The following is a 24,601-nucleotide window of genomic DNA, read 5'->3' as shown; positions in this document are numbered from 1 at the left end:
ATTATGAAAAGAGTTGGAATTATTACTGTTTATTATAAAAACTATAATTACGGTGGCCAACTTGGAGCTTATGCACTGCAAAAAGCTATAGCTAAGTTAGGATTTCATTGTGAGCAAATTACATTCAAGTGGCAAAACGAATACTACTTACAAGCATGTGAAAGTGCTAAAAGTGCTGAACATTTTAGGACTTTTTCCGAAAGCATTACCCACAGCGAACGTGTATATACAGTATCTGATATTGCAGAATGTGTTGATGATTACGATATTTTTGTTTGCGGTAGCGACCAAATATGGGGTATTCCACATGTTCTTTCCGATGACAATTTACCCTGTATGGCACTTTCTTTTGTTCCAGCATCAAAAACGAAAATTGCATACGCAGCAAGCATGGGAGGAGCAGAAATAGAGCCCCATCGAAAAAATATCCTTGCTCCACACGTTAATTCCTTAGACTTTGTTTCTGTTCGTGAAAAAAGTGCAATCCCTTTTGTGAAAACGACGAAAAATGGAGATGTTACTCATGTATTGGATCCTGTAATGCTTCTTGATAAATCCGAATGGGATGATATAGCTGCTACTCCGCCAGAAAAAGCCTATATACTCACTTATGATTTACGAGATACAGGGGTTCAGGAATATGCTGAAGCACTTTCACAAAAGTACGGATACGAGATTATATCTCTTGCAACTGCTGGAGCAGCTACGGTTGGTCCGAAGGAATTTGTAGGGTACATAAAACACGCTAAGTATTTTATTACTAGTGCTTTTCATGGGGCAGTTTTTGCCATTTTATATAAGGTTCCATTTTTGGTTTTCCCGGTATCTGATAATCCACATGACCCCAAATCAATGGATTCAAGACTGATAGCCCTGCTGGATGTGTTTTACTTATCTTCTTGCTATGTTTATGATACATTAAATATTCCAAATATTGATAATGTTACTTTTCATCATATAGACGAATCAAAAACAAGTGCATATCGTAATAATTCACTTCAATTTCTTAAAGATGCTTTGGAATCTTAAAATAAACCAAAGCATGTGTGCGCCCCTCTGTTTTTTGAAGATTTGAGGCCGGATTTGTGTATTCAAAATAGCGGGATGATTTGAGACAATACAGCCAGGAGCAAATGAAAGCGTTAACAACAAATAAGGCATGTTTCGGTTGGGCTCCACTATACCAGCGAAAAGGGGAGAGCTACATGAAGAAAAAGAGTCTCTTGGTGGTCATGGTTCTCATGCTCATGCTGACTGCAGCCTGCAGCGGCGGAGGAGGAAGCGGCAATAATACCGGACAAAGTTCAGGCGATGGACAGGTTACACTGCGGATTGCGTGGTGGGGGTCGGATAAACGCAATGAATACACACAGCAGGTCATCGACCTGTATAAGCAAAAGCATCCAAATGTGAAAATCGACGTGGAATACGCCTTGTTCGACGACTACTGGAAAAAGCTCGCGCCACAGGCGGCAGCCAATCAGCTGCCTGATATCATCCAGATGGACGTGTCTTACATTACCCAGTATGCGAAAAACGGTCAGCTTGAGGATCTGGGGCCTTATGTAAACCAATCGGTCCAGCTTGGAGATGTAGCAGAAAACGTCCTGAAAACAGGCATCGTTGAAGGCAAGCAGTATGGAATTCCTACCGGAGTTAATGTGCTGGGATATCAATATGATCCGGCCAAGCTGAAGGAGACCGGGTTGGACATTCCAGAGAACTGGACCTGGGATCAGTACAATGAACTGAACAAACAGGCAGGGGCAAAAGGTGTCTATTTCGACAATGGTATGCAGGCGGATATTTTCTTTAATTACTTCCTCCGCACCAAAGGGCTCTCACTGTACAATGCGGAAGGCAACGCGCTGGGATATGATGACGACCAGCTGTTCGCAGATTTCTTCGGGGCTATGGCTGAAAACATTAAGAGCGGCGGTACACCATCACCGGAAATTACAAGCCAGACCAAAGGCATTCTCGAAGAGAACCAGATTGTGAAGGGCAAAGGCATCGGCGAATGGCAGTGGTCCAACCAATATGTGGCATTGCAGCAGGTGGCCAACAAACCGATGGAGCTGGCTCCGATGTTCGGTCCCGACATGGAAAAGGGGATCTACATGCAGCCATCGATGTACTGGTCCATTGCCTCAAGCTCCAAGGTGAAGGAAGAGGCAGCCAAGTTTATCGACTTCTTCATCAATGATCCGGAAGCCAACAAGCTGATCAAGGGTGAACGGGGCGTGCCGATCTCCAGCAAGATCAAGGAAGCGATCGCGCCTGAGCTGAGTGAACAGACACAGCAGGTATTTGATTTTGTCGCTGCCATGGAGCCAAAGGCTTCACCGATGAGTCCTCCGCCTCCGGTCGGATCGCCTGAAGTGATCGCGGCCCTGACGGACTATGTGGAACAGGTTAACTTCGGGCAGATGAAGCCTGAGGATGCGGCAGCCCGATTCCGTGCCGACGCGAACGGTATCCTGGCGAACAATATGTAGTCGGACGGATAAAAAAAGCACGGCTCCGCATAAAGGGCAGGTCTTGGGGACAGGTGTCCGTTGCCTGTCCCTTATGCGCCCGCCGTACGAACAGCGTGATATACCGTGTGCCCGGCTTACGCGGGGAGCCGGACGCATTTAAGGAGGTTGATCCTTTTGAGGCTGAAGTCTACGCTCAGGGCGGATTTGACGGGGTACGCTTTTATCAGCCCGTTCATCATCGGCTTTCTGGCTTTTACGTTCATTCCCATGTTCATTTCACTGTATCTTTCCTTTACGAGCTACAATCTGTTCACCTCGCCCCGCTGGATAGGGCTGGACAATTACGAAAAAATGTTTACAGGCGATCCGAAATATTGGACTTCTATTAGAGTTACTTTTACTTACGTATTTCTCGGGGTGCCTTTAAGGCTGATCTTTGCTTTGTTCATTGCCATGATTCTGAATACGAAGTCACGCATGGTAGGGGCCTACCGGACCATGTATTACCTGCCTTCCATTATCGGGGGCAGCGTGGCCGTGTCCATTATGTGGCGGAATATTTTCAGCAACGAAGGTGTGATCAACAAGCTGCTCGCCCTGTTCGGGGCGGGACCTGTGCGCTGGTTCGGGGATCCTGACGCCGCCCTGGTCATGCTGATTGCGCTGTCTGTATGGCAGTTCGGTTCCTCCATGCTTATCTTTCTTGCAGGACTGAAAAACATTCCTCACGAGATGTATGAAGCCTCCAGTGTGGACGGCGCCAGTCCTGTGCGCAAGTTTTTCAGCATCACACTGCCCTTGCTCAGCCCGATCATTCTGTTCAACCTGATCATGCAGACCATTAGCGCCTTCATGACCTTTGTGCCCGCATATATCATTTCCAAAGGCGAAGGCGGCCCGCTGGACGGCACGATGCTCTATTCGTTGTATCTGTTCCGTCAGGCGTTCATGTTTAACAATATGGGCTATGCCTCCGCGATGGCCTGGATGATGCTGATCATTATTGGGATTTTGACGGTTATTCTGTTTATAACCTCTAAATATTGGGTGTTCTACGAAGCGGAAAGGGGACGCTAAATTATGGTCTGGAAAACGGTCAAATGGCCTCTTTACCATGTGCTTGTAGCCGCGCTGGCCATAGCGATGCTCTATCCGGTGATCTGGATGCTGTTCAGTTCATTCAAGGAAAGCCGCACCATTTTCGTTACGGCAGGTACGCTGTGGCCTACAGAATGGAAGTGGGAGAATTACCCGATTGGCTGGCAGGGCGTCTCCGGTTACAGCTTTGGCAAGTATATTTATAACTCGCTTGTGCTAGTTGTCATTTCGACCATCGGGGCGGTCATATCCTCTTCCCTGATTGCATTCGGTTTTGCCCGTCTCCGTTTCCGGGGGCGAAACTTCTGGTTTGCGCTCATGATGGTGACCCTGATGCTGCCGCATGATGTGGTACTGGTGCCGCAGTATATCATCTTTTCCAAGCTGGGCTGGCTGAATACGATCCTGCCCATTGTTGTGCCTGCCTTTTTCGGGATGCCGTTCTTCATCTTCCTGATGATTCAGTTCATCCGTACGATCCCAAGCGAACTGGATGAGGCGGCTACCATTGATGGGTGCGGCAAATTCCGGCTGTATGCGCAAATTATTTTGCCCTTGCTGAAATCGTCACTCGCTACAGCGGCTATCTTTTCCTTCTACTGGAGATGGGAGGACCTGCTGGGACCTGTGCTCTATCTGAACTCTCCGGAAAAATACACGGTATCCATGGCGCTGAAAATGTTCCTCGACAGTGAAGCGGCCTCGAACTGGGGCGGGATGTTCGCCATGTCCATCGTAAGTCTGGTTCCGGTCATTGTCGTATTTTTCTTATTCCAGAAGCAGATCGTTGAAGGAATGAGCACCAGCGGGTTGAAGGGGTGATCGAATATGGATCAGGAGCTGAGCCGGGCGGAAGGCTGGAGGTTCGATTTCGGGCCGGGTGATGCAGCAGAAGGTTATACGCCTGTTGGCTTGGATTGCCGGTATGATGCAGATAAAGGGTATGGCTTTGAAGCTGGCGGCAGTGTCTATGGCCGGGATCGGCGTCTGCAGGAAGACGGTGGAAAGGCAGAAGAAGCAGGTGGTATTGCTGTTCCGTCGGGAGATGCTGTTGTGGTACGTCTGCGGAGCAGCTTCTGCATCCCGCTTGGCGCCGTTTTCCGTGCTGATCTGCCGGATGGCACTTATATGGTGACCATGCTGACCGGAGATGAGCTGGCAGATACGCATACGGTGGTCAAAGCGGGGGGCAGCAAGCGCATGCTGCCGCTAATCCGGACGGCTGCAGGGCAATTCGTAGAGCACCGCTTCTCCGTTCCTGTATACGGGGGCATGCTGCGGTTGGCCTTTTCGGGCAAGACGCCGCGTGTGAATGCGCTGGAGATTGCTTCGGTACCGCAGACGCTGACCCTTTTTCTGGCTGGTGACTCTACCGTTACAGATCAGCCTGCTTCCGGTTATCCGTACGCAGGCTGGGGACAGATGCTGCCCGCTTTGTTCAAGCATGATGTATGTGTGGATAATCACGCGGTTTCAGGCAGGAGCTCCCGCAGCTTTATTGAAGAGGGCCGGCTGGACGCGCTGATGACCCGTATGAAGGCGGGCGATTTTCTGCTGATCCAGTTCGGGCACAACGACGAGAAGGCCGATCCGCAGCGGGGCACGGATGCGCATACGACGTATAAGGAATATTTGCGCAGGTACATTGATGCTGCTCGGTCGGTGAAGGCCCAGCCGGTGCTGATTACACCGGTGCAGCGGAGATATTTTGACGAAGTGGGACGGCTGCTGGACACGCATGGGGAGTACATTCCAGCTGTGCGTGAATTGGCCGTGGAATGCGGCGTGCCGCTGATCGATCTGGCGGAGAAGACACGTGTACTGCTGGAAAACGCGGGCCCGGAAGACAGCAAGGAGCTGTTTATGTGGACGCTGCCGGGAGAATATCTAAATTTCCCCGCCGGGACGGAGGATAACACCCATTTTCAGGAGACGGGTGCGGGCAGGATTGCGGAGCTGGTGGTGGAAGCTGTTCGTGAGCTTCAGCTTCAGCCTTTGCTGATGTATTTGAGATAACGGGGAGTAGTGCACTGATGCAAATTAATGATCGGGAGGAGCTGTTAGAAATGCCGGCACTTGTTTTTGATGAGGAGCACGTAAGACAGGTCATTGATCGGGTAGTCGAGAGGACCTTCAATATGGATTTCAGCTGGGACTGGCCCGGCGGAGTGGCATTTTACGGGGTATGCGAGGCCTATGATGCCACGGGGAAGGAGGAATACCTGCACAAGCTGAAGGCCTGGGTGGATGAAAATATCGAGGAAGGGCTGCCAAAGCTGTCGGTGAACGGGGTGTCTATCGGGCACTGTCTGCTGACGCTGTATCAGGCGACCAATGATGAGACATATCTGAATATTGCCAAGGAAATGGCGGAATTTTTGGCCCACAAGGCGGAGCGGTTCGCGGACGGCATTTTCCAGCATACCGTCAATTCGCTGCATGACGTATTTCCGCAGCAGGCCTGGGTGGATACGATGTTTATGGCTGGGTATTACCTGCTCAGAATCGGCCATTTGCTGGATAATAAGGAATACTTCAACGATGGTCTGAAGCAGTATCACGGCCACGAGGAATTTCTGCAGGACCCGGATACGAATCTGTATTATCATGGCTGGGATCATGTGAACCAGAATCATATGTCTGGCATGTATTGGGCGCGCGGCAACTCCTGGGCGTCCTTGACGATGGCCAAAGCGTTGAAGCTGATCGAGGTGCAGCATCCGTCCTATATGATCATCGCCGGTTCTCTGCGCGATCAAATGAGCGCCCTTGTCCGTCTGCAGTCGCCGGAAGGGCTGTGGTATACGGTTCTGGATGACGAAACCTCCTATCTGGAAACGTCGGGCTCAGCGGGTATTGCAACGGCGCTGCTGATGCAGGGCCGGCTCTACAATAAATATTCACAGAAGGCTATTGACGGCATTCTGTCCCGCATCAAGGAAGACGGCACGGTCACAGGCGTGTCGGCAGGTACAGCTGTTATGAACGATATCGACGGTTACCGTGAGGTTCCTTACAAGCGGATTCAAGGTTGGGGTCAGGGGCTTGCGCTGGCATTTCTGGCGGAGCTGCTGCGCACGAAGGAAAATCCTTTTGGATAATGACTGGGGATTTGCATGACGGACGGGTTTTTGGGTAATGCAAAGTTTTCGGTCAGGAGGTTGAAGCATGAATGGTGGAGCGTTGAACAAACAGACCCAAAACCAGGGAAGCTGCTTCTGGGTCATTCCCGACGGTTACATTCCGCCAGACAGCAGCGGGGAGCTGGTCAGTCATGAGAGCATCTGTGTGCTGAACTGCGGAGAGGCGGCGGCACAACTGCGGATTCATATTTATTTCGAGGACCGTGAACCGCTGGAAGGAATTAAGGAGATCGTTGAGGGAAGGCGTACCCGCCATATCCGCACTACTTCGTTGGAGAAGGGCGGCGAACGGATTCCGGAGGGAGTGCCTTACGCGATCACCGTTGAAAGCGATGTGCCGGTGTTCGTTCAGTACAGCAGGCTCGACACGACCCAGCCGGAGCTGGCCTTGATGAGCGTGATGGCTTACCCGGCGGACAAGTGAAACAATATAGCTGCAAAAGCTTGAGGGGAGCCCCATAAGGTCCATTGGCCAGAGGCTCCCTTTTCTATTTAGTCAATTTGTCAGGCAAAGAGTCCGCCTAAACGGTCATCGGCAGGAGGAGGAAGTGTACTTCTGCCTCCATTTGTTTCCGATCGTGGCAAGGCATGTGCACTCGCTGTCCGGTGGCTTTGCACGATTATCCCGTTGGATCAGATGCAAAAAAAAAACGACCCTGAGGCCAAAAATACTTTAGGCACGTTAAAGAAAATAACGGATCAAATGAGGCACGAACATGCCTGTGGTTACGCGATTCAAGACCATTGAGGCGCACAATCAGTCGGCGTAGGGGATCACCGGAATCGTCACGCCCATGTACAGCAACTTTTGCCACATCGTTTCTTCCCCTAGCCCCCCCAACCCTCAACTCCCGCATTCTGAGCAAAGGGGATAATCGTGCAAAGCTGTATGGAAAGGCACCAGACAACACACTAACCTCACTCTGACTACCAGACTCGCTGTTCGACCGTCGCAATCGGCAAATTCAATTAAATGAGCTGTAAATTCCGGGGGCGCAGCGCACGTTCACTATAGCTTCATGCGAAAATCGTTACTTGTCACTTGCCGCACAGGAGTTTCAACGGTTCTTGATTCAGTATTATAAGAAGCTGTGAAAATTTACTTTTCAAATTAGATACTTGATAATGTGAATGAATAGCGTTATTATAGACTCGTTAAGTCTTGAATAAAGGTGTGACTTCATGAAATATTCACAAGCAACCGACTATGCGCTGCATGCGATGCTCTATCTGGTGGCTGCCGCACCGGATAAGCCTGTGGGGGTAGCGGTTTTGGCCGAGAAGATGGGCGTTTCCCAAACCTATCTGTCCAAAATGCTGACCAAGCTGGTCAAAGCCGGGCTGATTCAATCCGTTTCAGGTGCAAACGGCGGGTACCGGCTGCGGCGCAGCTATGAAGATATTTCTTTTTTGGACGTGATTCATGCGATCGAAGGAACAGCCTCCATGTTTGAATGCAGCCTGGATCACGGCAGCGAATGTCTCGTTCAGCAGGTGGTGGTCGAAGCCGAGCAGCAGTTGGAGCAGTTTCTGGGCAACAAGAAAATCGCTGATGTGGCGAAACGAATGAAGGCGGAATAGTCATCCGCCGTTTTCATTGGCTGTATTGTGGATATAAAGAGTCTGTTATAACCTTTACTAGAGATTGTTTTGCTAGAAGGATGAGCTTAACTGGATTTCGATGAATACAAACTCAAATACAGAAAGGATGACTTTGATGACGATGGATACGCTAGACCCGCGATTTTGGGAGGAAGCCTGGAAGAACGATCCACACACATTTGCTAATCGGATGGAAAAAGCGGGTCTTGATCCCGCTCACAGCTTTGATCACAAGGCCAAGGAATTTAACAAGCAGGTGTTCAGCGAGGAGGGGGTTCGGAGAACAGAGAGGATTATCGGCTGGCTGGAGAATCAAGGTGTTAATTTTGCGGGAGCTTCCGTGCTGGATGTAGGTGCGGCGTCGGGCGGCTTCGCGATTCCTTTTGCCGAGCGTGGAGCGAAGGTCACTGCAGTGGAGCCAAACGTCCCGTTGTCTGATTTGCTGCTGGAAAATGCGGGCAGGCTGGATTCCGGGAATGTACGGCTGGTGCGGGAGACCTTTGAAGCGCTTGATCTTGAAGCTGCGGGCTGGAGGAATGCATTTGATATCGTATTTGCCTCCATGTCCCCGGCGGTCAGGGATTGGCAAAGTGTAGAGAACCTGATCAGCTGTGCCAGCCGCTTCTGTTATATCAGCCTGTCAGCAGGCGGCACTGAGCATGGACTGCTGGATGCAATCATACCGCTTATTACGGGCCGGAGAAGAGAGCATGCTAATTCAGAGATGTATTACTTGCTGCAGCTTCTGTACCTGAAAGGTTATTCCTATACATCGCTTGTTACCCGGGAAATGAAAACCGTTGAAAAGTCCATTGAAGAGGCTGTTCATGAAGTGATGGCCATGCTCCGTGTACAGCAGCAGCCTGATGACCAGCGTGCCCTGGGCATCGTTACAGACTATTTGCACCAGACTTATCCTGACAACAAGGTGGTTTTCCAGCAGGGAGGGCGTTTCGGCAAAGTGCTGATTCAAACCCGTGATCAAAATATGTACAGTAAACAGGGATAAAAGAAGTTAGCCCAACAACCATAGGTGTTACGGACTGTAGGGGCGTTATTTGCGAAATTTCGCTAATAAAATTAAGTTTGCGGACAGGAAAGATCTTATTCGCCTAAAACAGTTAACGAACAGCAGATATTTCCGCATATAACTGCAACTCAGTCCGGGTGTGGGTGAAATATGCCTTATTTCATAACAATAAGGGCTTCCCTGTCCTTTTTGTAAATGTCGCTCATTGTCCTGAATAGGAAAAGGTCTGCCCAAGGCACTGTATAACCTCTGGGGCAGACCTTGAATTTTTTCATTAAATAACTCAGGCGGTTTCAATCCCCGAAATAGTTGATTCCCATTGCCTCCCGCACCTCGAGCATCGTCTCGCGGGCAGCGGCGCGCGCTTTGCGTGTGCCTTCCACCAGGATTTCATCGATATGCTTCATTCTCCCTGCAAAGGTGCCTCGCCGCTCCCGGAGCGGCTCCAGCAGTTCATTTACCGCTTGGGTGGCAAGCCTTTTGCAGTCCGTGCAGCCGATCGCGCCTTTGGAGCACAGCTTATGAATGTCTGCGCATTGCTCCGGTCTAAAGTGGCGGTGATATTCGTATACCGGGCAGATATCGGGATGGCCCGGATCATCCTTTCGAACGCGCGCGGGGTCCGTCTTGGCCTTGGCCAGCTTCAGCTCAACCTCTTCACGGGAAGAGTCAAGGTATAAGGCGTTGCCCAGGCTTTTGCTCATCTTACTGCCTCCGTCCAGACCAGTCAGCCTGCCGCCAATCAGAATGCGGGGCTCCTTGAACACAGGCCGGTAAAGCTCGTTGAAGCGGCGTACTATTTTACGAGCCTGCTCAATATGCGGAATCTGATCTTCCCCCGCCGGAACAAGGGTTGCCTTGCAGAAGGCGATGTCTGCCGCCTGGCTCACCGGATAGCCCAGGAATCCGTAATACAAGTCATTATAGCCGCGTTCCTTGGCCTCACTCTTCACCGTTGGATTGTGACGTAAGGAATTGACGGTAACGAACATGGAGAAATATTGGGTCAGCTCCGCAATTTCCGGAATCATGGACTGGATGAACAGGGTGGCCCGCTCGGGATCAATCCCGATGGACAAATAATCGAGTGCGACCTGTCTCACACTGTCCGCAATCAGCCGGGGATGTTCGAAATGCGTAGTCAGCGCCTGCACATCGGCGAGCAGAATGAAAGTAGGGTATACATGCTGAAGCTCGACGCGGCTGCGCAGGCTTCCCACATAGTGGCCAAGGTGAAGCTTGCCGGTCGTCCGGTCTCCGGTCAGAATAATATCGCTTGTCATTGCAATTCCTCCTTGAATGGATATTTGTGATCAATTTCCACCACCAGCCATCCTCCATGGCCACCACCTCCTTTCAAGTCATTTGCCGCTGTTCCCGGTGTGCATCCAATGCCAAAAAGACTCCGTCCCTGAGCGTGTCATTTTCATGTGAAAATAACACGACTCCAAGGACGAAGCCTTCGCTTCGTGGTGCCACCTTGCTTGACTGCCGGAGCAGTCCGCTCGCGGGTACGGGAGAAACCTGCCGGATTCGCCGATACCATGTCCCTTGTTAACGGGTGGACGATCCCGCCTCACCTACTGCTGCCGGAAGCAGCTGTTCAGCTTGGAGCTCCGAAGCCCATTTCAATACAGGCGGAACACCGGCTCGCACCTTCCGCCGGCTCTCTGCAGATCCTTCCCGCACCTACTTCTCTTCATCATCGCTGCACGTAATTTCTTCCAGTATATCCTGATCCGATCTTTTTATCCACTCAGGATTTTCAGTCTGGTGCTGTTTTTTAATGGCGCTTAGTCCAAAAAAAATTGCTTACTTCCCTTGCGCCACAAGGCGGAGCGACTCGTCGGCCGCTTCCAGTGTTGCGTCAATGTCGGCGTCCGTATGGGCAGTTGTCAGGAACCATGCCTCATACTTGGAAGGGGCCAGATTGATGCCGCGGTCCAGCATATGGCGGAAGAAGGCGGCGAACGCCTCGCCGTTCGTATCCTGTGCTTCCTCATAGTTCGTCACCGGGTGGTCGCAGAAGTGGGTCGAGAACGCCCCGCGAATCCGGTTGATCGTCAAAGGCACCCCATGGTGCTCTGCAGCAGCCTGCAGTCCACTGGTAAGCTTCACGGCCAGCCGCTCCATTTCCTCGTACACCCCTGCACCCTGCAGCACCTCCAGGCAGGCGATGCCTGCCGAGATGGAGGCCGGGTTGCCTGCCATCGTGCCTGCCTGGTAGGCCGGGCCGAGCGGTGCTACCTGCTCCATCACCTGCTTGCTGCCACCGTAGGCGCCAATCGGCAGTCCGCCACCGATGATTTTGCCCAGTGCCGTCAAATCTGGCTGAATAGCGTCCATGTTGTCCAGGCCCGCATAGGTTTGGGTGGAACCGTAATGGAAGCGGAAGGCGGTGATGACCTCATCGTAAATGACGAGTGAACCGTTGGAGCGGGCCATGCCGCACAGCCCTTCCAGGAAGCCGGGCTGCGGCATGACCATGCCGAAATTGCCCACAATCGGTTCAACCATTACTGCCGCGATGTCCTCGCCCCAATGCTCCAGCGCTTGACGCAGACTGTCCAGATCATTGAAGGGAACGGTAATCACCTCATTAGCGATGCTGGCGGGAATGCCGGCGCTGTCCGGAATGCCCAGCGTGGAAGGTCCCGAGCCTGCGGCTACGAGCACGAGATCGGAATGACCGTGGTAACAGCCCGCAAACTTAATGATTTTGTTGCGTTTCGTATAGGCACGCGCCACGCGGATCGTGGTCATGACCGCCTCGGTGCCGGAGTTGACGAAGCGAACCTTGTCCATGGAAGGAATGGCTTCCTTCAGCATGCGGGCCAGCTTGATTTCCAGCGCGGTCGGCGTCCCGTACAGCACTCCATTGGCAGCGGCTTCGGCAATGGCCTGGGTAATATGGGGATGGGCGTGGCCGGTAATGATGGGGCCATAGGCAGCCAGATAGTCGATATACTTATTGCCGTCCGCATCCCAGAAGTGGGCGCCCTGCGCCTTCTCCATGAATACGGGAGCTCCGCCGCCTACCGCCTTGAAAGAGCGGGAAGGGCTGTTCACGCCTCCGACAATATGTTCAAGAGCTTCCTGGTACAACGTTTCAGATATTTTCCGGTTCATCATATGTAAATTCCTTTCTTGACATAATAAAAGAGACATTTAAACAGCATACCTGTTCATTATACCAGACTATCCTTCCTCATAACGTGATATATCCTATATGCCGGAAACCGTGGAAGATGAAGATCGGAGTTCGAACATATAGCCAAAGCAAAAAAGCAGCCCGCAGGCTGCCTTCAGCTTAAAGCTCTCTTCCGCTTGAACCGCTGCTGCCGCTCTCCGTAGAGGAGGGATTCGCATCTGTGTCTACTGTGGAGGAGCTGCCTGACGTGTCGTCTTGCCCGCTTTCCGCCTCACCTGACGAAGGTATGGTGTTCATGAGCTCCTGCACATACTCTTTCAATTTATCGGAATTCTTGACTGTCAGTACGGCGGCGCCACCGATTCGCTCTTCATTGAGCAAGTTCATAGGGGGCACTTGTTCGCTGCCCGTAAAGCTGCTCTGATATCCAACACCGGCCAGCTTCAGCATATCGGTAACGTTCAGGTTGGTGTCAATATACGGATTAACCTGCTCCATAATGCTCGGCAGCTTGGCTAACGTTGTAGTTGTCTGCATTTTGTCGGCAACGGCTTCCAGGAATTCGCGCTGGCGACTGGTGCGGGAATAGTCTGAGAGGGCGTCATGGCGGAAACGGACGTATTGCAGCGCTGTTGCTCCATCCAGATGCTGCATTCCCTGCTTCAGATCAATATCGTATTCGTGATTGTCCGCCTTGCTCGTATAGAGCATATCCTTTTCCACTTCAAAATCCACACCGCCGATGGCATCCACCAGCTTGATAAAACCTTGAAAATCGGTATATACATAGTATTGCACCGGAATGCCCAGCAGGTCGCTTGCCGCCTGCATCGCTGTATTCGGGCCATGGGTGATGGCTGTGTTGATCCGGTTGGTGCCATAACCGGGAATCTCCGTATAGGTGTCACGGAGAAGGGAAAAGAGGCGGATTTTCTTCTGCTCCGGGTCCAGCGAGACTACCATCATACTGTCGGAACGTGGAACTTCACCTTTACTTGTTCCGCGCGCATCGACACCCATCAGCAAAATGTTCACCGGCTCGGTGCCTTCCCATTTGGGCGGGTCGGGAGTTATCGTCTTGTCTACTTTCTCAATGTTGCGGAATGGGGAAGCCTCCCCTGTCTTTTGCAGCTGATCCAGTTGGTTATAAATAGAAGTAAAATAATAGGCCGAAAAGCCGATAACCGACGCCAAAATTATGGCTACGAAGGTCCAGATCGTCCTTTTGGTCTTCCTGGTCATAATGAGCTTCTCCCTTTCGCTTTTCAATTCATTACATTATAATTTCTTTTTGGGCCACAATCAATTTTACAGCGAGGTAAATTTATGCTAGCGATAGATGTAGAAGATTTGCGTAAAACGTTTCAAGTCCAGAAAAACCGTGAAGGTCTGAAGGGTGCCTTTCTTGATTTATTTAAGCGTGAATACCGGGAGGTAGCGGCTGTCAAAGATATTTCCTTTCAGATTCCGCAAGGCGAAATTTGCGGTTACATCGGCGAGAACGGGGCCGGGAAATCGACAACCATCAAGATGCTGACAGGAATATTGGTCCCGACCTCCGGGCGCTTGAAGGTGGGCGGTTATGTGCCTTACGAGGAGCGCGAGAAATTCGTCCGCAATATCGGGGTAGTCTTCGGCCAGCGCAGCCAGCTTTGGTGGGATATCGGCGTCATTGAATCGTTCCAGTTGCTGCGTAAGGTGTATCAGGTGCCGGAAGCCGATTTCAAACGGCGGCTGGATGAACTGGTGGAGCGTCTGCAGCTGCAGGAACTGCTGAACCGTCCCGTACGCAAACTGAGCCTCGGTCAGCGGATGCGCTGTGAGCTGGTGGCTGCGCTGCTGCATAACCCGGCGATCGTGTTTCTGGATGAGCCGACCATCGGCCTCGACATCGTCGTGAAATCCGAAATCCGCGAGTTTCTGAAGGATATGAACCGTGAGCATGGCACGACGATTTTGCTGACGACTCACGATCTGCAGGACATCGAAGCGTTATGCTCGCGTGTCATTATGCTGGATGACGGGCGGATTATTTATGATGGCGGACTGGATGAGCTGAAAGCCAGATGGGGCACCGGGCGGGAAGTTCATTTTCAGTTCGGAAAGCCTACGGCCAAAACGCTGCTGGAGCAGTGGACAGCCGGCATGCCCTTGCAGTGGTCGGCCGAGAACGACCTTGAGGCCAAGGTGTGGATTCCGCTTGAACTGAACGTATCCGACGTGCTGGCGAGTGTGGTCGGGCGTACGGATATTACCGATATCAAGATCATTGAAACGAATACCGATGATATCGTCCGCAGCATTTATCAGTCCGGTTCAGCCGAGCGCAAGGATGGGGAAAAGGTGCTTGAGGGGGCAGACGCCCATGCTTAGCGCTTACGGTGATTTTATCCGTATCCGGTTTTTGACGATGCTGGCTTATCGGGTGAACTATTACTCCGGTATTTTGATCTATACGCTGAATATCGGCGTATATTACTTCACGTACATGGCGATATACGGGGAAGGGGACAGCATCGGCGGTTTCACAAGCATGCAGATGACGACCTATGTGGCGGTATCCTGGATGGCGCGGGCCTTTTACTTCAACAACCTGGACAGGGAAATTTCGACAGACATCCGGGACGGAAATATCGCTATTCAGATCATCAGGCCTTATAACTATGTGCTGGTGAAAATGATGCAGGGGCTCGGCGAGGGCATGTTCCGCTTTCTGCTCTTCATGATTCCAGGCATGGCGATTGCAATGCTGCTGTTCCCGATCCGGCTGCCGTCCGATCCGGCGGCATGGATTGGTTTTCTGGTCATGCTGTTTTTCAGCTTTCTCATCAACTCCCAGATCAATGTCATTACAGGGCTGGCGGCCTTTTTTGTGGAAAATAATGAGGGTATGATGCGCATGAAGCGGGTCGTGGTCGATCTGTTTTCCGGCCTTATTCTGCCGATCAGCTTTTTTCCGGGCTGGCTGGCCGCGCTCTCGCAGTGGCTGCCTTTTCAGGCCATTACCTATCTGCCGGGTTCGGTCTTTACGGGACGCATTCAGGGTGTGGGCATCTGGCATGTGCTTGGCATACAGGTTGTGTGGTTTGCTGTGCTGCTCGTGCCGATGGTGCTGATCTGGCGGATGGCGCGGCGACGCCTGTTCATTCAGGGAGGTTGAGCGGATGAGATATTATTTGGGCCTGATGGGCGAATATCTGAAAAATTATATGAAGACACGTATGACCTACCGCGCCGATTTTTGGGTGGAGGTCGTGTCTGATCTGCTGTTCCAGGCGGTCAATCTGATTTTTATTCTTGTGCTGTTCATGCATACAGACAGCCTGGGTGGCTGGAGCCGCAGCGAGATTATCTTCGTGTATGGTTATTTTATGGTGCCTTATGGCATTTTCAGCTGCTTTATCAACCTGTGGGGTTTTAGCGAACGTTATATCGTAAAAGGTGAGATGGACCGGATCATGACCCGGCCGGCGCATAATCTGTTTCAGATTTTTCTGGAAAATGTGGACCCGCCTGCACTGGTCGGCTCGGTGATCGGCCTTGTCATTATGGGCATCAGCGGCGCGCAGCTCGATATCGTTTGGGAATGGTGGTTCATCCCTGCGTTAATTGTGCTCACCCTCAGCGCGGTTGCTATTTATACCGGTATTTATACGACATTGACTTCCCTTTCATTCTACTCGGATGCGCCTACGGGGATTTTACCGCTGATGTTCAACATTCAGAGCTATGGACGTTATCCGATCACGATCTACAATCGTGCGCTGCAGGTGCTGTTGACATGGATCGTTCCGTTTGCCTTTGTCGGGATCTATCCGGCATCGCTATTCCTGGGCAGGGAGGAAATGAGGCAAATGGCGCTTCTGACCCCGGTGATGGGAGCCGTGTTTCTGGCCATCGGTTTGACGGCCTGGAACTACGGAGTGCGACGTTACCGCGGAGCAGGCTCTTAAAGAGGTAGTTCACTAAATTTATAACAACGGATGTGAAAAAGATGACGACAGAGATCGGCCATGTGGCCCCCGATTTCGAGCTTCCAGGCAGCGGCGGCAAAAATGTGAAGCTATCCGCTTACCGTGGCAAGCGGGTGCTGCTCTATTTTTATCCCAAAGACCTGACGGCAGCCTGTACTTCCCAGGCCTGTGATTTCCGTGATCATCACGGGCAGTTTGCCGGGCTGAATACCGTCATTCTGGGTGTCAGCGCCGACCCGCTGAAGCAGCATGAGAAGTTCATTGCCAAGTACGGCTTGCCGTTTGAGCTGCTGGCGGATGAAGACCATCAGGTTTCCGAAGCCTACGGGGTATGGCAGCAAAAGCAAATGTACGGCAGACAGTTCATGGGCATCGTGCGTTCCACGTTCCTGATTGACGAGAACGGTACTCTGGTGCGCGAATGGCGCAAGGTGAGGGTCAAGGGGCATATCGAAGAGGCGCTTGAGTATATACGCCAACTGGATAATAAATAAAGCTTGCATGGTTCACACCCGTATTTGCAGCGGATCGCTGTAAATACGGGTGTTTTGTTTAGTCCGTGTTTCCACTTTCCTTCCCTTTTACCCTAACAGGCGATAAGCGGCGGAATATACGTTTCCTGTATCTGAACAGGACGATAAGCACGATGGCTGCGCCCGCAATTGCGATAATCCGCACAGCGTACGTTTCGGCCAAATGAAAAACCGCATCCCATTGCGGACCGAACATCTTGCCGATACTGATGAACAGAATGACCCAGACTAATGCGCCGCTGTAGGCGTAGGCTGCGAATTTGCGGAAGGGCAGTGCGATAATGCCTGCGAAATAGCCTGTGAAATGCCGCACGCCCGGGATAAAGTATCCGATAAAGATTAGCCAGTTGCCGTATTTTTGAAACCATATTTGCGTCTTCTCGAGCTTGTCCGGTTTTAAAAACACCCATTTGCCGAAACGGAGAATGAAAGGCAGCCCGGCCTTGCGGCCAATCCAATAGGTGATGGTCATTCCGATGGTTGTGCCCCAAAATGCTAGAACAATTAGTAGATAAAAGTTAAGTGCGCCCGTATAGGAGAGATAACCGGAGTACGCCATGGTCGTCTCGCCGGGAAAAGGAAGGGCGATAAACTCCAGCAGCAATCCGATGAACAGCACGCCATACCCGTAGTTTTCAAATAAATGCCCGATCCATTCGAGCACATCCATAGCTTTCACTCCCGCCTTCATATGCAAAAATAAAATTATATAATTCTAGTCTATTTCTATTCTTTGCTTCATATACTTTACTATATTCCTAGAAAAGTGTTCCCATGTCGGCTGAATCGTGGCAACTATTCGCGGACGGCGGATATCCTTGATTTTATCAAAATACACCGGGTTTATGAAATGTAGGAGGAGAATATGAAGATGAAAATGAAGCTGACTGTGTGCATGCTCGTAATTTTTCTGCTGACAGCTGTGCTTCCGTTCGCAGCATCGGCACGTTCTGTTCAATTAAAACAAAATACGCCGACGGTGTATTTAACATTTGATGATGGTCCAGGAAAATATACAGGAAAGGTGCTGGATATTCTCAAAAGCAACCAGGTACGGGCTACCTTTTTTGTATTGGGGCAGCAGGCAGAGCGTTCCCCTGAGCTGATCCGGCGTATTGTGGCGGAAGGCCATGCCCTTGGAAATCATACATACAATCATAGCTATAAGGAATTGTACGGGGATTTTAAAACCTTTTGGAAGCAGGTCAAACAGACGGAGGATATTATTTATGAAGCTGCAGGCTATCGTCCGCAGCTGGTCAGAGCTCCTGGGGGGACCTATGGGCATTTTGACAACGCTTATTTCGACCTGCTGCAGCAGGCAGGATATAATGTGGTGGACTGGAATGTGGATAGTGGCGATTCGAAGCACACCGGCGTGCCGGCGGCCCAGATTGAGGCGGGGGCAGTACAAGCCATTGCGCATCCAGGGGACAAGATTGTGCTTCTGCACGATGGGGGTGCGCGGGGAGAGACCGTTAAGGCCCTTCCGGGCATTATAAAAAAATATCGTGCAGCAGGCTATTCCTTCGGCATCCTTGGGCCTGACCAAACCAATTGGAAGTCTCCGGTGAAAAAAATGGCCAGTTCGAGGCCAACGCCGGATGCAAATTGGATTGCCAAGCATATTCTGCCCAATAAATCGGCGCTTTTTCCTGATAGAAAACCGCTCGTTCTTGAAATAGGCAATACAGAATCCATACTTGCTGTCGGGGAATACGAGTTGGACAGGGGAGAGATCATCGTTCCGCTGCGGACGGCAGTCGAGCGTCTGGGTGGAAAAGTGACCTGGGATTCTGACACCAGAACAGCGTCAGCCGTTTGGAACGGCAGAACGATGCGCGTATATGCTGATACGGGGAAAATGACAAGCTGCAGCAACGCGAACCAGTGCGTATCTGGATCCCTCAATATCGCCCTCCGCGCCGGGACTATTCAGGTTCCGCTGCGTGACCTGTTGGAGTGGGCGAGACAACCGGTTAATCAGCTGTACTTTACTCATGCGGAATACAGAGTTACAGCGGTGCAAGAAGCACTGCAAGAAGCACTGCAAGAAGCACTTCTGCCTTCCTTGACGTCCCGAATTGTCGTTGCGTATAATGAATCCAACAATTGAGGGAGGCACGGTAATGAATAAGCCTAATGAAATAGTTGTTGTTCTCGATTTCGGGGGACAATACAACCAGCTGATTGCAAGAAGAATTCGGGATCTCGGTGTGTACAGCGAGCTGCTCCCTTACAATACTCCGGTGGACAAGCTGCGCGAGCTTGCGCCCAAAGGGATCGTTTTCTCCGGCGGGCCTTCCAGCGTGTACGCTGAGAATGCTCCGCATGTAGACAAGGCGATTTATGACCTGAACATTCCGATTTTCGGGATCTGCTACGGTATGCAGCTGATGGCACAGCAGCTTGACGGCAAAGTGGAGCGGGCAAACAAGCGTGAATACGGCAAGGCGGATGTGCAGTTCAACAAGGATGCCGCATTGGCCAAAGGGCTTGATTCCTTGCAAACCGTATGGATGAGCCATGGCGACCATGTTACGGAAATGCCTGCAGGCTTCAAGCTGGAGGCAGGTACGGAAAGCGCGCCAATTGCCGCGATGAGCAATGAGGAACGGAAGCTGTATGCAGTGCAGTTCCATCCGGAAGTGCGCCACTCTGTGAACGGCAATGAGATGATCAGCAATTTCCTGTATGAAGTGTGTGGATGTGAGGGCAAATGGACGATGGAGTCGTTTATTGAGAATCAGATCCGGGAAATCCGCGAGCGTGTTGGGGATAAAAAGGTATTGTGCGCATTGAGCGGCGGCGTGGACTCCTCGGTAGTGGCCATGCTGATCCACAAAGCGATCGGGGATCAGCTGACCTGCATGTTTATCGATCACGGTCTGCTTCGTAAAGGTGAAGCGGAGAGTGTTATGGAGACATTTGTCGGTAAATTCGACATGAAGGTTGTCAAAATCGACGCCCGTGAGCGCTTTTTGTCCAAGCTGGCAGGTGTGGACGATCCGGAGCAAAAGCGGAAAATGATCGGCAACGAGTTCATTTATGTTTTTGAGGAAGAGTCCGCGAAATTTGACGACTTTGATTTCCTGGCTCAGGGAACACTGTATACGGATATTGTCGAAAGCGGTACGGCTACGGCTCAAACCATCAAGTCCCACCACAATGTTGGCGGGCTGCCTGAGGATATGAAGTTCAAGCTCATCGAACCGCTCAACGCCTTGTTCAAGGACGAGGTCCGCAAGGTTGGCGAGGAATGCGGTCTTCCGGCGGAAATCGTATGGCGTCAGCCATTCCCGGGTCCGGGTCTCGCAATTCGCGTGCTCGGCGAAGTAACCGAGGAGAAGCTCACCATCGTCCGGGATTCGGACTACATCCTGCGCGAAGAGATTGCCAAAGCAGGACTTGACCGCGAAATTTGGCAGTATTTCACGGCACTGCCGAATATGAAGAGCGTCGGCGTAATGGGCGATGCCCGTACGTATTCTTACACCGTCGGCATCCGTGCCGTAACCTCCATCGATGGCATGACCGCCGACTGGGCACGTATCCCTTGGGACGTGCTGGAGAAAATCTCGGTACGCATTGTAAACGAAGTAGATAACGTGAACCGGGTCGTCTACGACATCACCTCCAAGCCGCCAGCAACCATTGAGTGGGAATAAATTGGACTCCATTCGAAAAGAAACGAATAGACGCTGCCAGGCTTACTGGTAGCGTCTTGTTTTTTTAGAAGGAAATCCTGCTTCGTTGTTTCATACAATATCTAGGCCAAGATTCCTTTGGCACGGGCTTCCTTGATCCATGTTGGAAATTCATTGAGAAGCCGGTCGTATAACTCCTCGTCGCTAATACCTGAAATATCGTCCAGCGCAAAGAAATTAGCGTTATCGATATAGCGCCCAGGCATTTCATCGAGATTTTGCAGCACCCCGTAATTGGCCTGTCCCAGACCGACAAACTGCCAGAACAGATTTTTGGTGGAGCTTTCGGTAATAAGCCGTGAGATTTTTCCTTTCTGACTCACCCCGCCGTCGCTGAAAAAGATAATGTAGGTTGGTATGCTCAGATTAGGCTCCTCCACAGTGTACTTGCGGATGACATCCTCCATCACCGGAGGCTCATTGTTCGTGCCGCCTTTACTGCCTAAAGTATATGTACGGGCAATGTAATTTTCAAAATCCCTGGCTGTAACGCTCGGTGCACGCAAATAATCTTTGGCGAAAAACCATACATCCAGTTCGCCGTTATCATCAAATGTCGCAGCAATCGCCAGTATACGTTCAAACGCTTCCTGCACGGTGCCATTGCGATATAGTTTATACATAGAGCCAGACGCATCAAATACAACGGCCACACGTGCTTTGATTGGCTCAATCTTCTTTTTCTCAAGAGTGAGTGTTACTTTTCGTTTCAGCAGATCGATTTTGCTCAGATTCACAGGTACGGGTGCAGGTGCAGGATTCGGACTTGGAACGGAGGCAGGGGCGACAGGTGCCGCCGCAGTTGCAGCCACTTCAGCAGCATGATCTTCCACCTCAACGCCAAATGATTCGGCAAGCGGCTTCAGTCCTCCAAAAAATCCGCGCCCGATGGCCCGTACTTTGAGATCGTCGCGGTGCTTGTAGATTTCAATGAAAATAAGGGCCGTTTCTTGCGTTGCTTGGGTTATCTCATATGTAACCTGCTGGGAGCCTGCTTGTACAATGGCTTGGCATTTCTCCACCAGGGCAAAGGTCCCCCCTTCAAGGGTAGCGGTAAAAACGCATTTTTCCACAGGAGCCTGCCGAAGCTTATGCGTATCAATAAAAAAAGTACATTTCAGTTTTTTGATCTGTTGTAAAATCACACTTTGCTGCGGATCGGCAGTCTGATTATAGAAAACAAAATAGTCGTCCGATGGCACTTTGCCGCTCTCGTTTACCATAAAGCAGCTGATATCAAGTGCTGACGGAGCTGAGGCACATTGAATGGTAATTTGCAATTGAGTTGATGCATGAAGGCTGGTGTTCTGACCTGTATTCAGGCTGACGATAGGATTTGACATTGCGATTCGCCTCTTCCTCTAACTGGTGATTGATACTGTCTATTCGAATTCTGAGGCAAATGTTTCCATAAGTCAATTGTTTTGCGCCTTTTCCTGCTTGCGGATATTGGATTTTGCAGAAAAAATGCGCTTTCAGTTTATTTTCCGAACAATAAATCAGTAACGTACAAACAACATTCGTTTTTATTATTGACATATGCCCAATCACGGCCTACAATAACGATACGAATATGATACAAACTTGATTGAACGACAATAATAAAGATATGCTTTCGTATAATTCCGGGGATTGGCCCGGAAGTCTCTACAAGGTCACCGTAATGATCTCGCTACGAAGAAGGGCTTCACTGATCCGGTATGCTGGACGCTTACCGGCTCGACGCTGTTCGCTGCCTTGAGCAGCGGCAGTGCAATGGAGGCCACTCTGCCGGTGCATCAACGACCTGGGGGAATCCATTCTTTCCGGGTCTTTTTGTCGTTCACAACTTTTAATCAAAGGGGAGTTTTGAACAATGGATCGCTTCTTTAAATTAAAGGAGAACGGTACCAACGTCCGCACAGAAATCATTGCGGGCATTACGACATTTATGACTATGGCTTATATCCTGGTCGTAAACACGATCTTCCTTGGACCAAGCGGTGCGGGAATGCCTGGTGAGGCAGTGTTTTTTGCAACAGCGGTGGGCGCAGGCTTAATTACGATTTTGATGGGCCTTTTCGTAAATGTGCCAATTGGCATGGCCCCTGGCATGGGCTTGAACGCTTATTTTATGACAGTCGTGTTAAGCTCTAATGGAGCTATTACGTGGCAGGCGGCTCTTGGTGCTGTTTTCATTTCAGGTATCATATTCCTCATCCTAACAGTGACGAAAGTGCGGCAGATGCTGCTGGTGGCTGTACCTGAAAGTCTGAAAATGGCGATTACCGTCGGAATCGGATTGTTTATCACCATTATTGGTTTGAAGCTCTGCAATCTGGTTATGGTGAACATTACGCCGGGAACGGATATTACGCACAGTGTCCCTGGCTCCGGCTTTAACCTTACTTTGGGCAACCTGCTGGTACAAAAAGACGCCCTGCTGGCTTTGATCGGCCTGCTGATTATCGCGGTGCTGATGGTGCTGCGTGTTAAAGGGGCTCTGTTGATCGGGATTATCGCTACAACTATTATTGGCATCCCGATGGGGGTAACCAACGTGAGCTCCCTTTCCGGGGCAAGCTGGTTCCCTAGCTTCAATAACTTGGCGGTCGGACAGCTTGATCTGGTGTCGGCTTTGCATCTTGGTTTGTTTGAGATTATCTTCATCTTCACTTTTGTTGAGTTGTTCGATACGTTCGGCACACTGGTGGGAACGGCGACACGTGCCGGAATAATGGAGAATAAAGCAGAGGGCGAGAAGAAAGTCGGTAAGGCGATGCTCGTTGATGCGGTAGGCGTAAGCGCCGGCGCGGTACTCGGGACAAGTACGATTACGGCTTACGTTGAGAGCTCCTCCGGTGTTGAGGCAGGCGGACGCACAGGTCTTACCGCAGTAACCACAGGCATTTTGTTCCTGCTTGCCTTGTTTATCTCTCCGTTGGCCCTGCTCGTGCCGTCAGCTGCAACTGCGCCTGCGCTCATTATTGTCGGCGTGCTGATGATAAGCCAGGTGCGCAAAATCGATTGGGATGACTTCACGCTGGCATTTCCATCATTCCTGACCATCGTATTGATGCCGTTCACAGGCAGTATTGCCAACGGAATCTCAGCTGGAATTTTAACTTATGTGATTCTCGCTCTGTCCGGTAATCTCTTTGCAGGCCGCAAGGTCAAGATACACTGGCTGATGTGGGTGCTTGCGGTCATCGTTATTATTCGTTTTGTGTTCATGGGATCGGAATGAAAAACTGAATCAACCTTAAGAGAAACCTCCGGGCGTGCTTGTACCGGAGGTTCTTTATATTCGAGAACATATTTAGGCCCATTCCACTGATACTTCAATAGTGTTTCAAAAGTGTTTTAATAGTGTATTAACTATACGGAGAGAATTAAGTCGAGCACGCTGCAGTTGGGTGTAAAACATTATATTAAATTTTCTCTTGCCAGCTCATTGGATTCATGGTATATTCTAATTCCGGCCAAATGAGCTATTGAAAATTGCTCGGTAAAAAACTTTTGAAAAAAGTGCTTGCCAAAATGGTCGTGAGATGATAAGATATAAAAGTTGCTGACGCGATGATCTGAAGCAACAAACGAAGTTTGATCTTTGAAAACTGAACAACGAGTGAGTAGATTTCACGAAGTGAAATCGCCCCGCGAAGGTTTGTGTTACATGTCTATGACTGTATGGAAACCGGAGCGGATCATTGAGATATTAAATCTCGTCAGATTCAAATGAGCTTAATCGCTTTTGCAATAGACTGCGTTCCATTCATCCGCTCTGTACGAGATGGACCGAATGGAATGCAGAGACGATCATCCTTTGGATGATCTTTATTGGAGAGTTTGATCCTGGCTCAGGACGAACGCTGGCGGCGTGCCTAATACATGCAAGTCGAGC

General features: G+C 50.7%; 21 protein-coding genes, 1 rRNA gene, 1 riboswitch and 1 other annotated feature. Of the genes, 17 read left to right on the top strand and 5 right to left on the bottom strand.

The genetic code is table 11. The features are described 5' to 3' along the window. The first annotated feature begins 3 nt into the window (after positions 1-3). The 9 genes from ACE5LO_RS22565 to ACE5LO_RS22525 all read left to right on the top strand — a co-directional run bounded on the left by ACE5LO_RS22565 (position 4) and on the right by ACE5LO_RS22525 (position 9,332). Complete coding sequence (locus ACE5LO_RS22565; protein ID WP_375522216.1) at positions 4-1,029, top strand: polysaccharide pyruvyl transferase family protein; 1,026 nt, start codon at positions 4-6, stop codon at positions 1,027-1,029. Between the two features lie 176 nt (positions 1,030-1,205). Beyond that, entirely contained in the window at positions 1,206-2,498 is a 1,293-nt protein-coding gene (locus ACE5LO_RS22560) for an ABC transporter substrate-binding protein (RefSeq protein WP_375522215.1), read from the top strand. A gap of 156 nt (positions 2,499-2,654) precedes the next feature. Next, positions 2,655-3,557 (top strand): carbohydrate ABC transporter permease, encoded by a 903-nt coding sequence (locus ACE5LO_RS22555; protein ID WP_375522214.1) that lies wholly within the window; start codon positions 2,655-2,657, stop codon positions 3,555-3,557. Between the two features lie 3 nt (positions 3,558-3,560). Further along, positions 3,561-4,400, top strand: a complete 840-nt coding sequence (locus ACE5LO_RS22550; RefSeq protein WP_375357881.1) for a carbohydrate ABC transporter permease — start codon at positions 3,561-3,563, stop codon at positions 4,398-4,400. Between the two features lie 6 nt (positions 4,401-4,406). Next, positions 4,407-5,594 carry a rhamnogalacturonan acetylesterase gene (locus ACE5LO_RS22545; protein WP_375522213.1) on the top strand — a complete coding sequence of 396 codons (1,188 nt, stop codon included), beginning with the start codon at positions 4,407-4,409 and terminating at the stop codon, positions 5,592-5,594. A 50-nt stretch (positions 5,595-5,644) separates the two neighbouring features. Then, positions 5,645-6,679 carry a glycoside hydrolase family 88/105 protein gene (locus tag ACE5LO_RS22540; protein WP_375522242.1) on the top strand — a complete coding sequence of 345 codons (1,035 nt, stop codon included), beginning with the start codon at positions 5,645-5,647 and terminating at the stop codon, positions 6,677-6,679. Positions 6,680-6,746: 67 nt separating this feature from the next. Next, the gene (locus ACE5LO_RS22535; protein WP_375522212.1) at positions 6,747-7,145 is read left to right on the top strand and encodes a sensory rhodopsin transducer; all 399 of its coding nucleotides are present in this window, start codon (positions 6,747-6,749) and stop codon (positions 7,143-7,145) included. 758 nt (positions 7,146-7,903) lie between these two features. Further along, positions 7,904-8,302 (top strand): RrF2 family transcriptional regulator, encoded by a 399-nt coding sequence (locus ACE5LO_RS22530; RefSeq protein WP_375357874.1) that lies wholly within the window; start codon positions 7,904-7,906, stop codon positions 8,300-8,302. A 136-nt stretch (positions 8,303-8,438) separates the two neighbouring features. Then, entirely contained in the window at positions 8,439-9,332 is an 894-nt protein-coding gene (locus ACE5LO_RS22525; RefSeq protein ID WP_375522211.1) for a class I SAM-dependent methyltransferase, read from the top strand. 314 nt (positions 9,333-9,646) lie between these two features. Here ACE5LO_RS22525 and trpS read toward each other — a convergent pair whose 3' ends face one another. From trpS to ACE5LO_RS22510, 3 genes are all read right to left on the bottom strand, one after another. Beyond that, entirely contained in the window at positions 9,647-10,636 is a 990-nt protein-coding gene (gene trpS, locus ACE5LO_RS22520; RefSeq protein ID WP_375522210.1) for a tryptophan--tRNA ligase, read from the bottom strand. Positions 10,637-10,799: 163 nt separating this feature from the next. Beyond that, positions 10,800-11,068: a binding site (T-box leader), on the bottom strand. 97 nt (positions 11,069-11,165) lie between these two features. Beyond that, complete coding sequence (locus ACE5LO_RS22515; RefSeq protein ID WP_375522241.1) at positions 11,166-12,482, bottom strand: glutamate-1-semialdehyde 2,1-aminomutase; 1,317 nt, start codon at positions 12,480-12,482, stop codon at positions 11,166-11,168. 181 nt (positions 12,483-12,663) lie between these two features. Next, on the bottom strand, positions 12,664-13,746 hold the full coding sequence (locus ACE5LO_RS22510; RefSeq protein ID WP_375522209.1) for an LCP family protein: 1,083 nt from the start codon (positions 13,744-13,746) through the stop codon (positions 12,664-12,666). A gap of 84 nt (positions 13,747-13,830) precedes the next feature. On the opposite strand from ACE5LO_RS22510, the gene ACE5LO_RS22505 reads away from it, so the two are divergent. From ACE5LO_RS22505 to bcp, 4 genes are read left to right on the top strand one after another with little or no spacing between them, the layout of a single operon-like run. Beyond that, positions 13,831-14,877, top strand: a complete 1,047-nt coding sequence (locus tag ACE5LO_RS22505) for an ABC transporter ATP-binding protein (protein ID WP_375522208.1) — start codon at positions 13,831-13,833, stop codon at positions 14,875-14,877. Next, positions 14,870-15,664, top strand: coding sequence for an ABC transporter permease (locus ACE5LO_RS22500; protein WP_375522207.1), 795 nt, complete (start codon positions 14,870-14,872; stop codon positions 15,662-15,664). Before ACE5LO_RS22505 ends, ACE5LO_RS22500 begins: the two co-directional genes overlap by 8 nt. A 4-nt stretch (positions 15,665-15,668) precedes the next feature. Continuing rightward, positions 15,669-16,457: an ABC transporter permease gene (locus ACE5LO_RS22495; protein WP_375522206.1), complete on the top strand. Its 789-nt coding sequence runs from the start codon at positions 15,669-15,671 to the stop codon at positions 16,455-16,457. Positions 16,458-16,498: 41 nt separating this feature from the next. After that, complete coding sequence (gene bcp, locus ACE5LO_RS22490; RefSeq protein ID WP_375522205.1) at positions 16,499-16,972, top strand: thioredoxin-dependent thiol peroxidase; 474 nt, start codon at positions 16,499-16,501, stop codon at positions 16,970-16,972. 58 nt (positions 16,973-17,030) lie between these two features. Here the strand turns inward: bcp and ACE5LO_RS22485 are convergent, their stop codons facing one another. Beyond that, positions 17,031-17,681 carry a DedA family protein gene (locus ACE5LO_RS22485; protein ID WP_375522204.1) on the bottom strand — a complete coding sequence of 217 codons (651 nt, stop codon included), beginning with the start codon at positions 17,679-17,681 and terminating at the stop codon, positions 17,031-17,033. Between the two features lie 195 nt (positions 17,682-17,876). On the opposite strand from ACE5LO_RS22485, the gene ACE5LO_RS22480 reads away from it, so the two are divergent. Further along, a complete protein-coding gene (locus ACE5LO_RS22480) occupies positions 17,877-19,127 on the top strand; it encodes a polysaccharide deacetylase family protein (RefSeq protein WP_375522203.1) in 1,251 nt (416 codons plus the stop codon). A 13-nt stretch (positions 19,128-19,140) separates the two neighbouring features. Next, a complete protein-coding gene (gene guaA / locus ACE5LO_RS22475; protein WP_375522202.1) occupies positions 19,141-20,679 on the top strand; it encodes a glutamine-hydrolyzing GMP synthase in 1,539 nt (512 codons plus the stop codon). Positions 20,680-20,780: 101 nt separating this feature from the next. Here the strand turns inward: guaA and ACE5LO_RS22470 are convergent, their stop codons facing one another. Next, positions 20,781-22,061, bottom strand: coding sequence for a vWA domain-containing protein (locus ACE5LO_RS22470; RefSeq protein ID WP_375522201.1), 1,281 nt, complete (start codon positions 22,059-22,061; stop codon positions 20,781-20,783). 252 nt (positions 22,062-22,313) lie between these two features. Then, positions 22,314-22,413: riboswitch (purine riboswitch) on the top strand. Positions 22,414-22,573: 160 nt separating this feature from the next. Here ACE5LO_RS22470 and ACE5LO_RS22465 point away from each other — a divergent pair. Beyond that, positions 22,574-23,944, top strand: coding sequence for an NCS2 family permease (locus ACE5LO_RS22465; RefSeq protein WP_375522200.1), 1,371 nt, complete (start codon positions 22,574-22,576; stop codon positions 23,942-23,944). Between the two features lie 590 nt (positions 23,945-24,534). Beyond that, positions 24,535-24,601 (top strand): 16S ribosomal RNA (locus ACE5LO_RS22460); the annotation flags it as partial.

It is taken from the genome of Paenibacillus medicaginis, assembly GCF_042138635.1.
Classification (GTDB): Bacteria; Bacillota; Bacilli; order Paenibacillales; family Paenibacillaceae; genus Paenibacillus; species Paenibacillus medicaginis.
Note: the sequence above shows the minus strand (reverse complement) of the source record. Positions and strands in the feature narration are given on the sequence as shown.

Bases quoted from the DNA above. Each gene is read 5' to 3' on its own strand.
- ACE5LO_RS22565 (WP_375522216.1), top strand. From the start codon at position 4: ATGAAAAGAGTTGGAATTATTACTGTTTATTATAAAAACTATAATTAC.
- ACE5LO_RS22560 (WP_375522215.1), top strand. From the start codon at position 1,206: ATGAAGAAAAAGAGTCTCTTGGTGGTCATGGTTCTCATGCTCATGCTG.
- ACE5LO_RS22550 (WP_375357881.1), top strand. From the start codon at position 3,561: ATGGTCTGGAAAACGGTCAAATGGCCTCTTTACCATGTGCTTGTAGCC.
- ACE5LO_RS22545 (WP_375522213.1), top strand. From the start codon at position 4,407: ATGGATCAGGAGCTGAGCCGGGCGGAAGGCTGGAGGTTCGATTTCGGG.
- ACE5LO_RS22540 (WP_375522242.1), top strand. From the start codon at position 5,645: ATGCCGGCACTTGTTTTTGATGAGGAGCACGTAAGACAGGTCATTGAT.
- ACE5LO_RS22535 (WP_375522212.1), top strand. From the start codon at position 6,747: ATGAATGGTGGAGCGTTGAACAAACAGACCCAAAACCAGGGAAGCTGC.
- ACE5LO_RS22530 (WP_375357874.1), top strand. From the start codon at position 7,904: ATGAAATATTCACAAGCAACCGACTATGCGCTGCATGCGATGCTCTAT.
- ACE5LO_RS22525 (WP_375522211.1), top strand. From the start codon at position 8,439: ATGACGATGGATACGCTAGACCCGCGATTTTGGGAGGAAGCCTGGAAG.
- trpS (WP_375522210.1), bottom strand. From the start codon at position 10,636: ATGACAAGCGATATTATTCTGACCGGAGACCGGACGACCGGCAAGCTT.
- ACE5LO_RS22515 (WP_375522241.1), bottom strand. From the start codon at position 12,482: ATGAACCGGAAAATATCTGAAACGTTGTACCAGGAAGCTCTTGAACAT.
- ACE5LO_RS22510 (WP_375522209.1), bottom strand. From the start codon at position 13,746: ATGACCAGGAAGACCAAAAGGACGATCTGGACCTTCGTAGCCATAATT.
- ACE5LO_RS22505 (WP_375522208.1), top strand. From the start codon at position 13,831: ATGCTAGCGATAGATGTAGAAGATTTGCGTAAAACGTTTCAAGTCCAG.
- ACE5LO_RS22500 (WP_375522207.1), top strand. From the start codon at position 14,870: ATGCTTAGCGCTTACGGTGATTTTATCCGTATCCGGTTTTTGACGATG.
- ACE5LO_RS22495 (WP_375522206.1), top strand. From the start codon at position 15,669: ATGAGATATTATTTGGGCCTGATGGGCGAATATCTGAAAAATTATATG.
- bcp (WP_375522205.1), top strand. From the start codon at position 16,499: ATGACGACAGAGATCGGCCATGTGGCCCCCGATTTCGAGCTTCCAGGC.
- ACE5LO_RS22485 (WP_375522204.1), bottom strand. From the start codon at position 17,681: ATGGATGTGCTCGAATGGATCGGGCATTTATTTGAAAACTACGGGTAT.
- ACE5LO_RS22480 (WP_375522203.1), top strand. From the start codon at position 17,877: ATGAAGATGAAAATGAAGCTGACTGTGTGCATGCTCGTAATTTTTCTG.
- guaA (WP_375522202.1), top strand. From the start codon at position 19,141: ATGAATAAGCCTAATGAAATAGTTGTTGTTCTCGATTTCGGGGGACAA.
- ACE5LO_RS22470 (WP_375522201.1), bottom strand. From the start codon at position 22,061: ATGTCAAATCCTATCGTCAGCCTGAATACAGGTCAGAACACCAGCCTT.
- ACE5LO_RS22465 (WP_375522200.1), top strand. From the start codon at position 22,574: ATGGATCGCTTCTTTAAATTAAAGGAGAACGGTACCAACGTCCGCACA.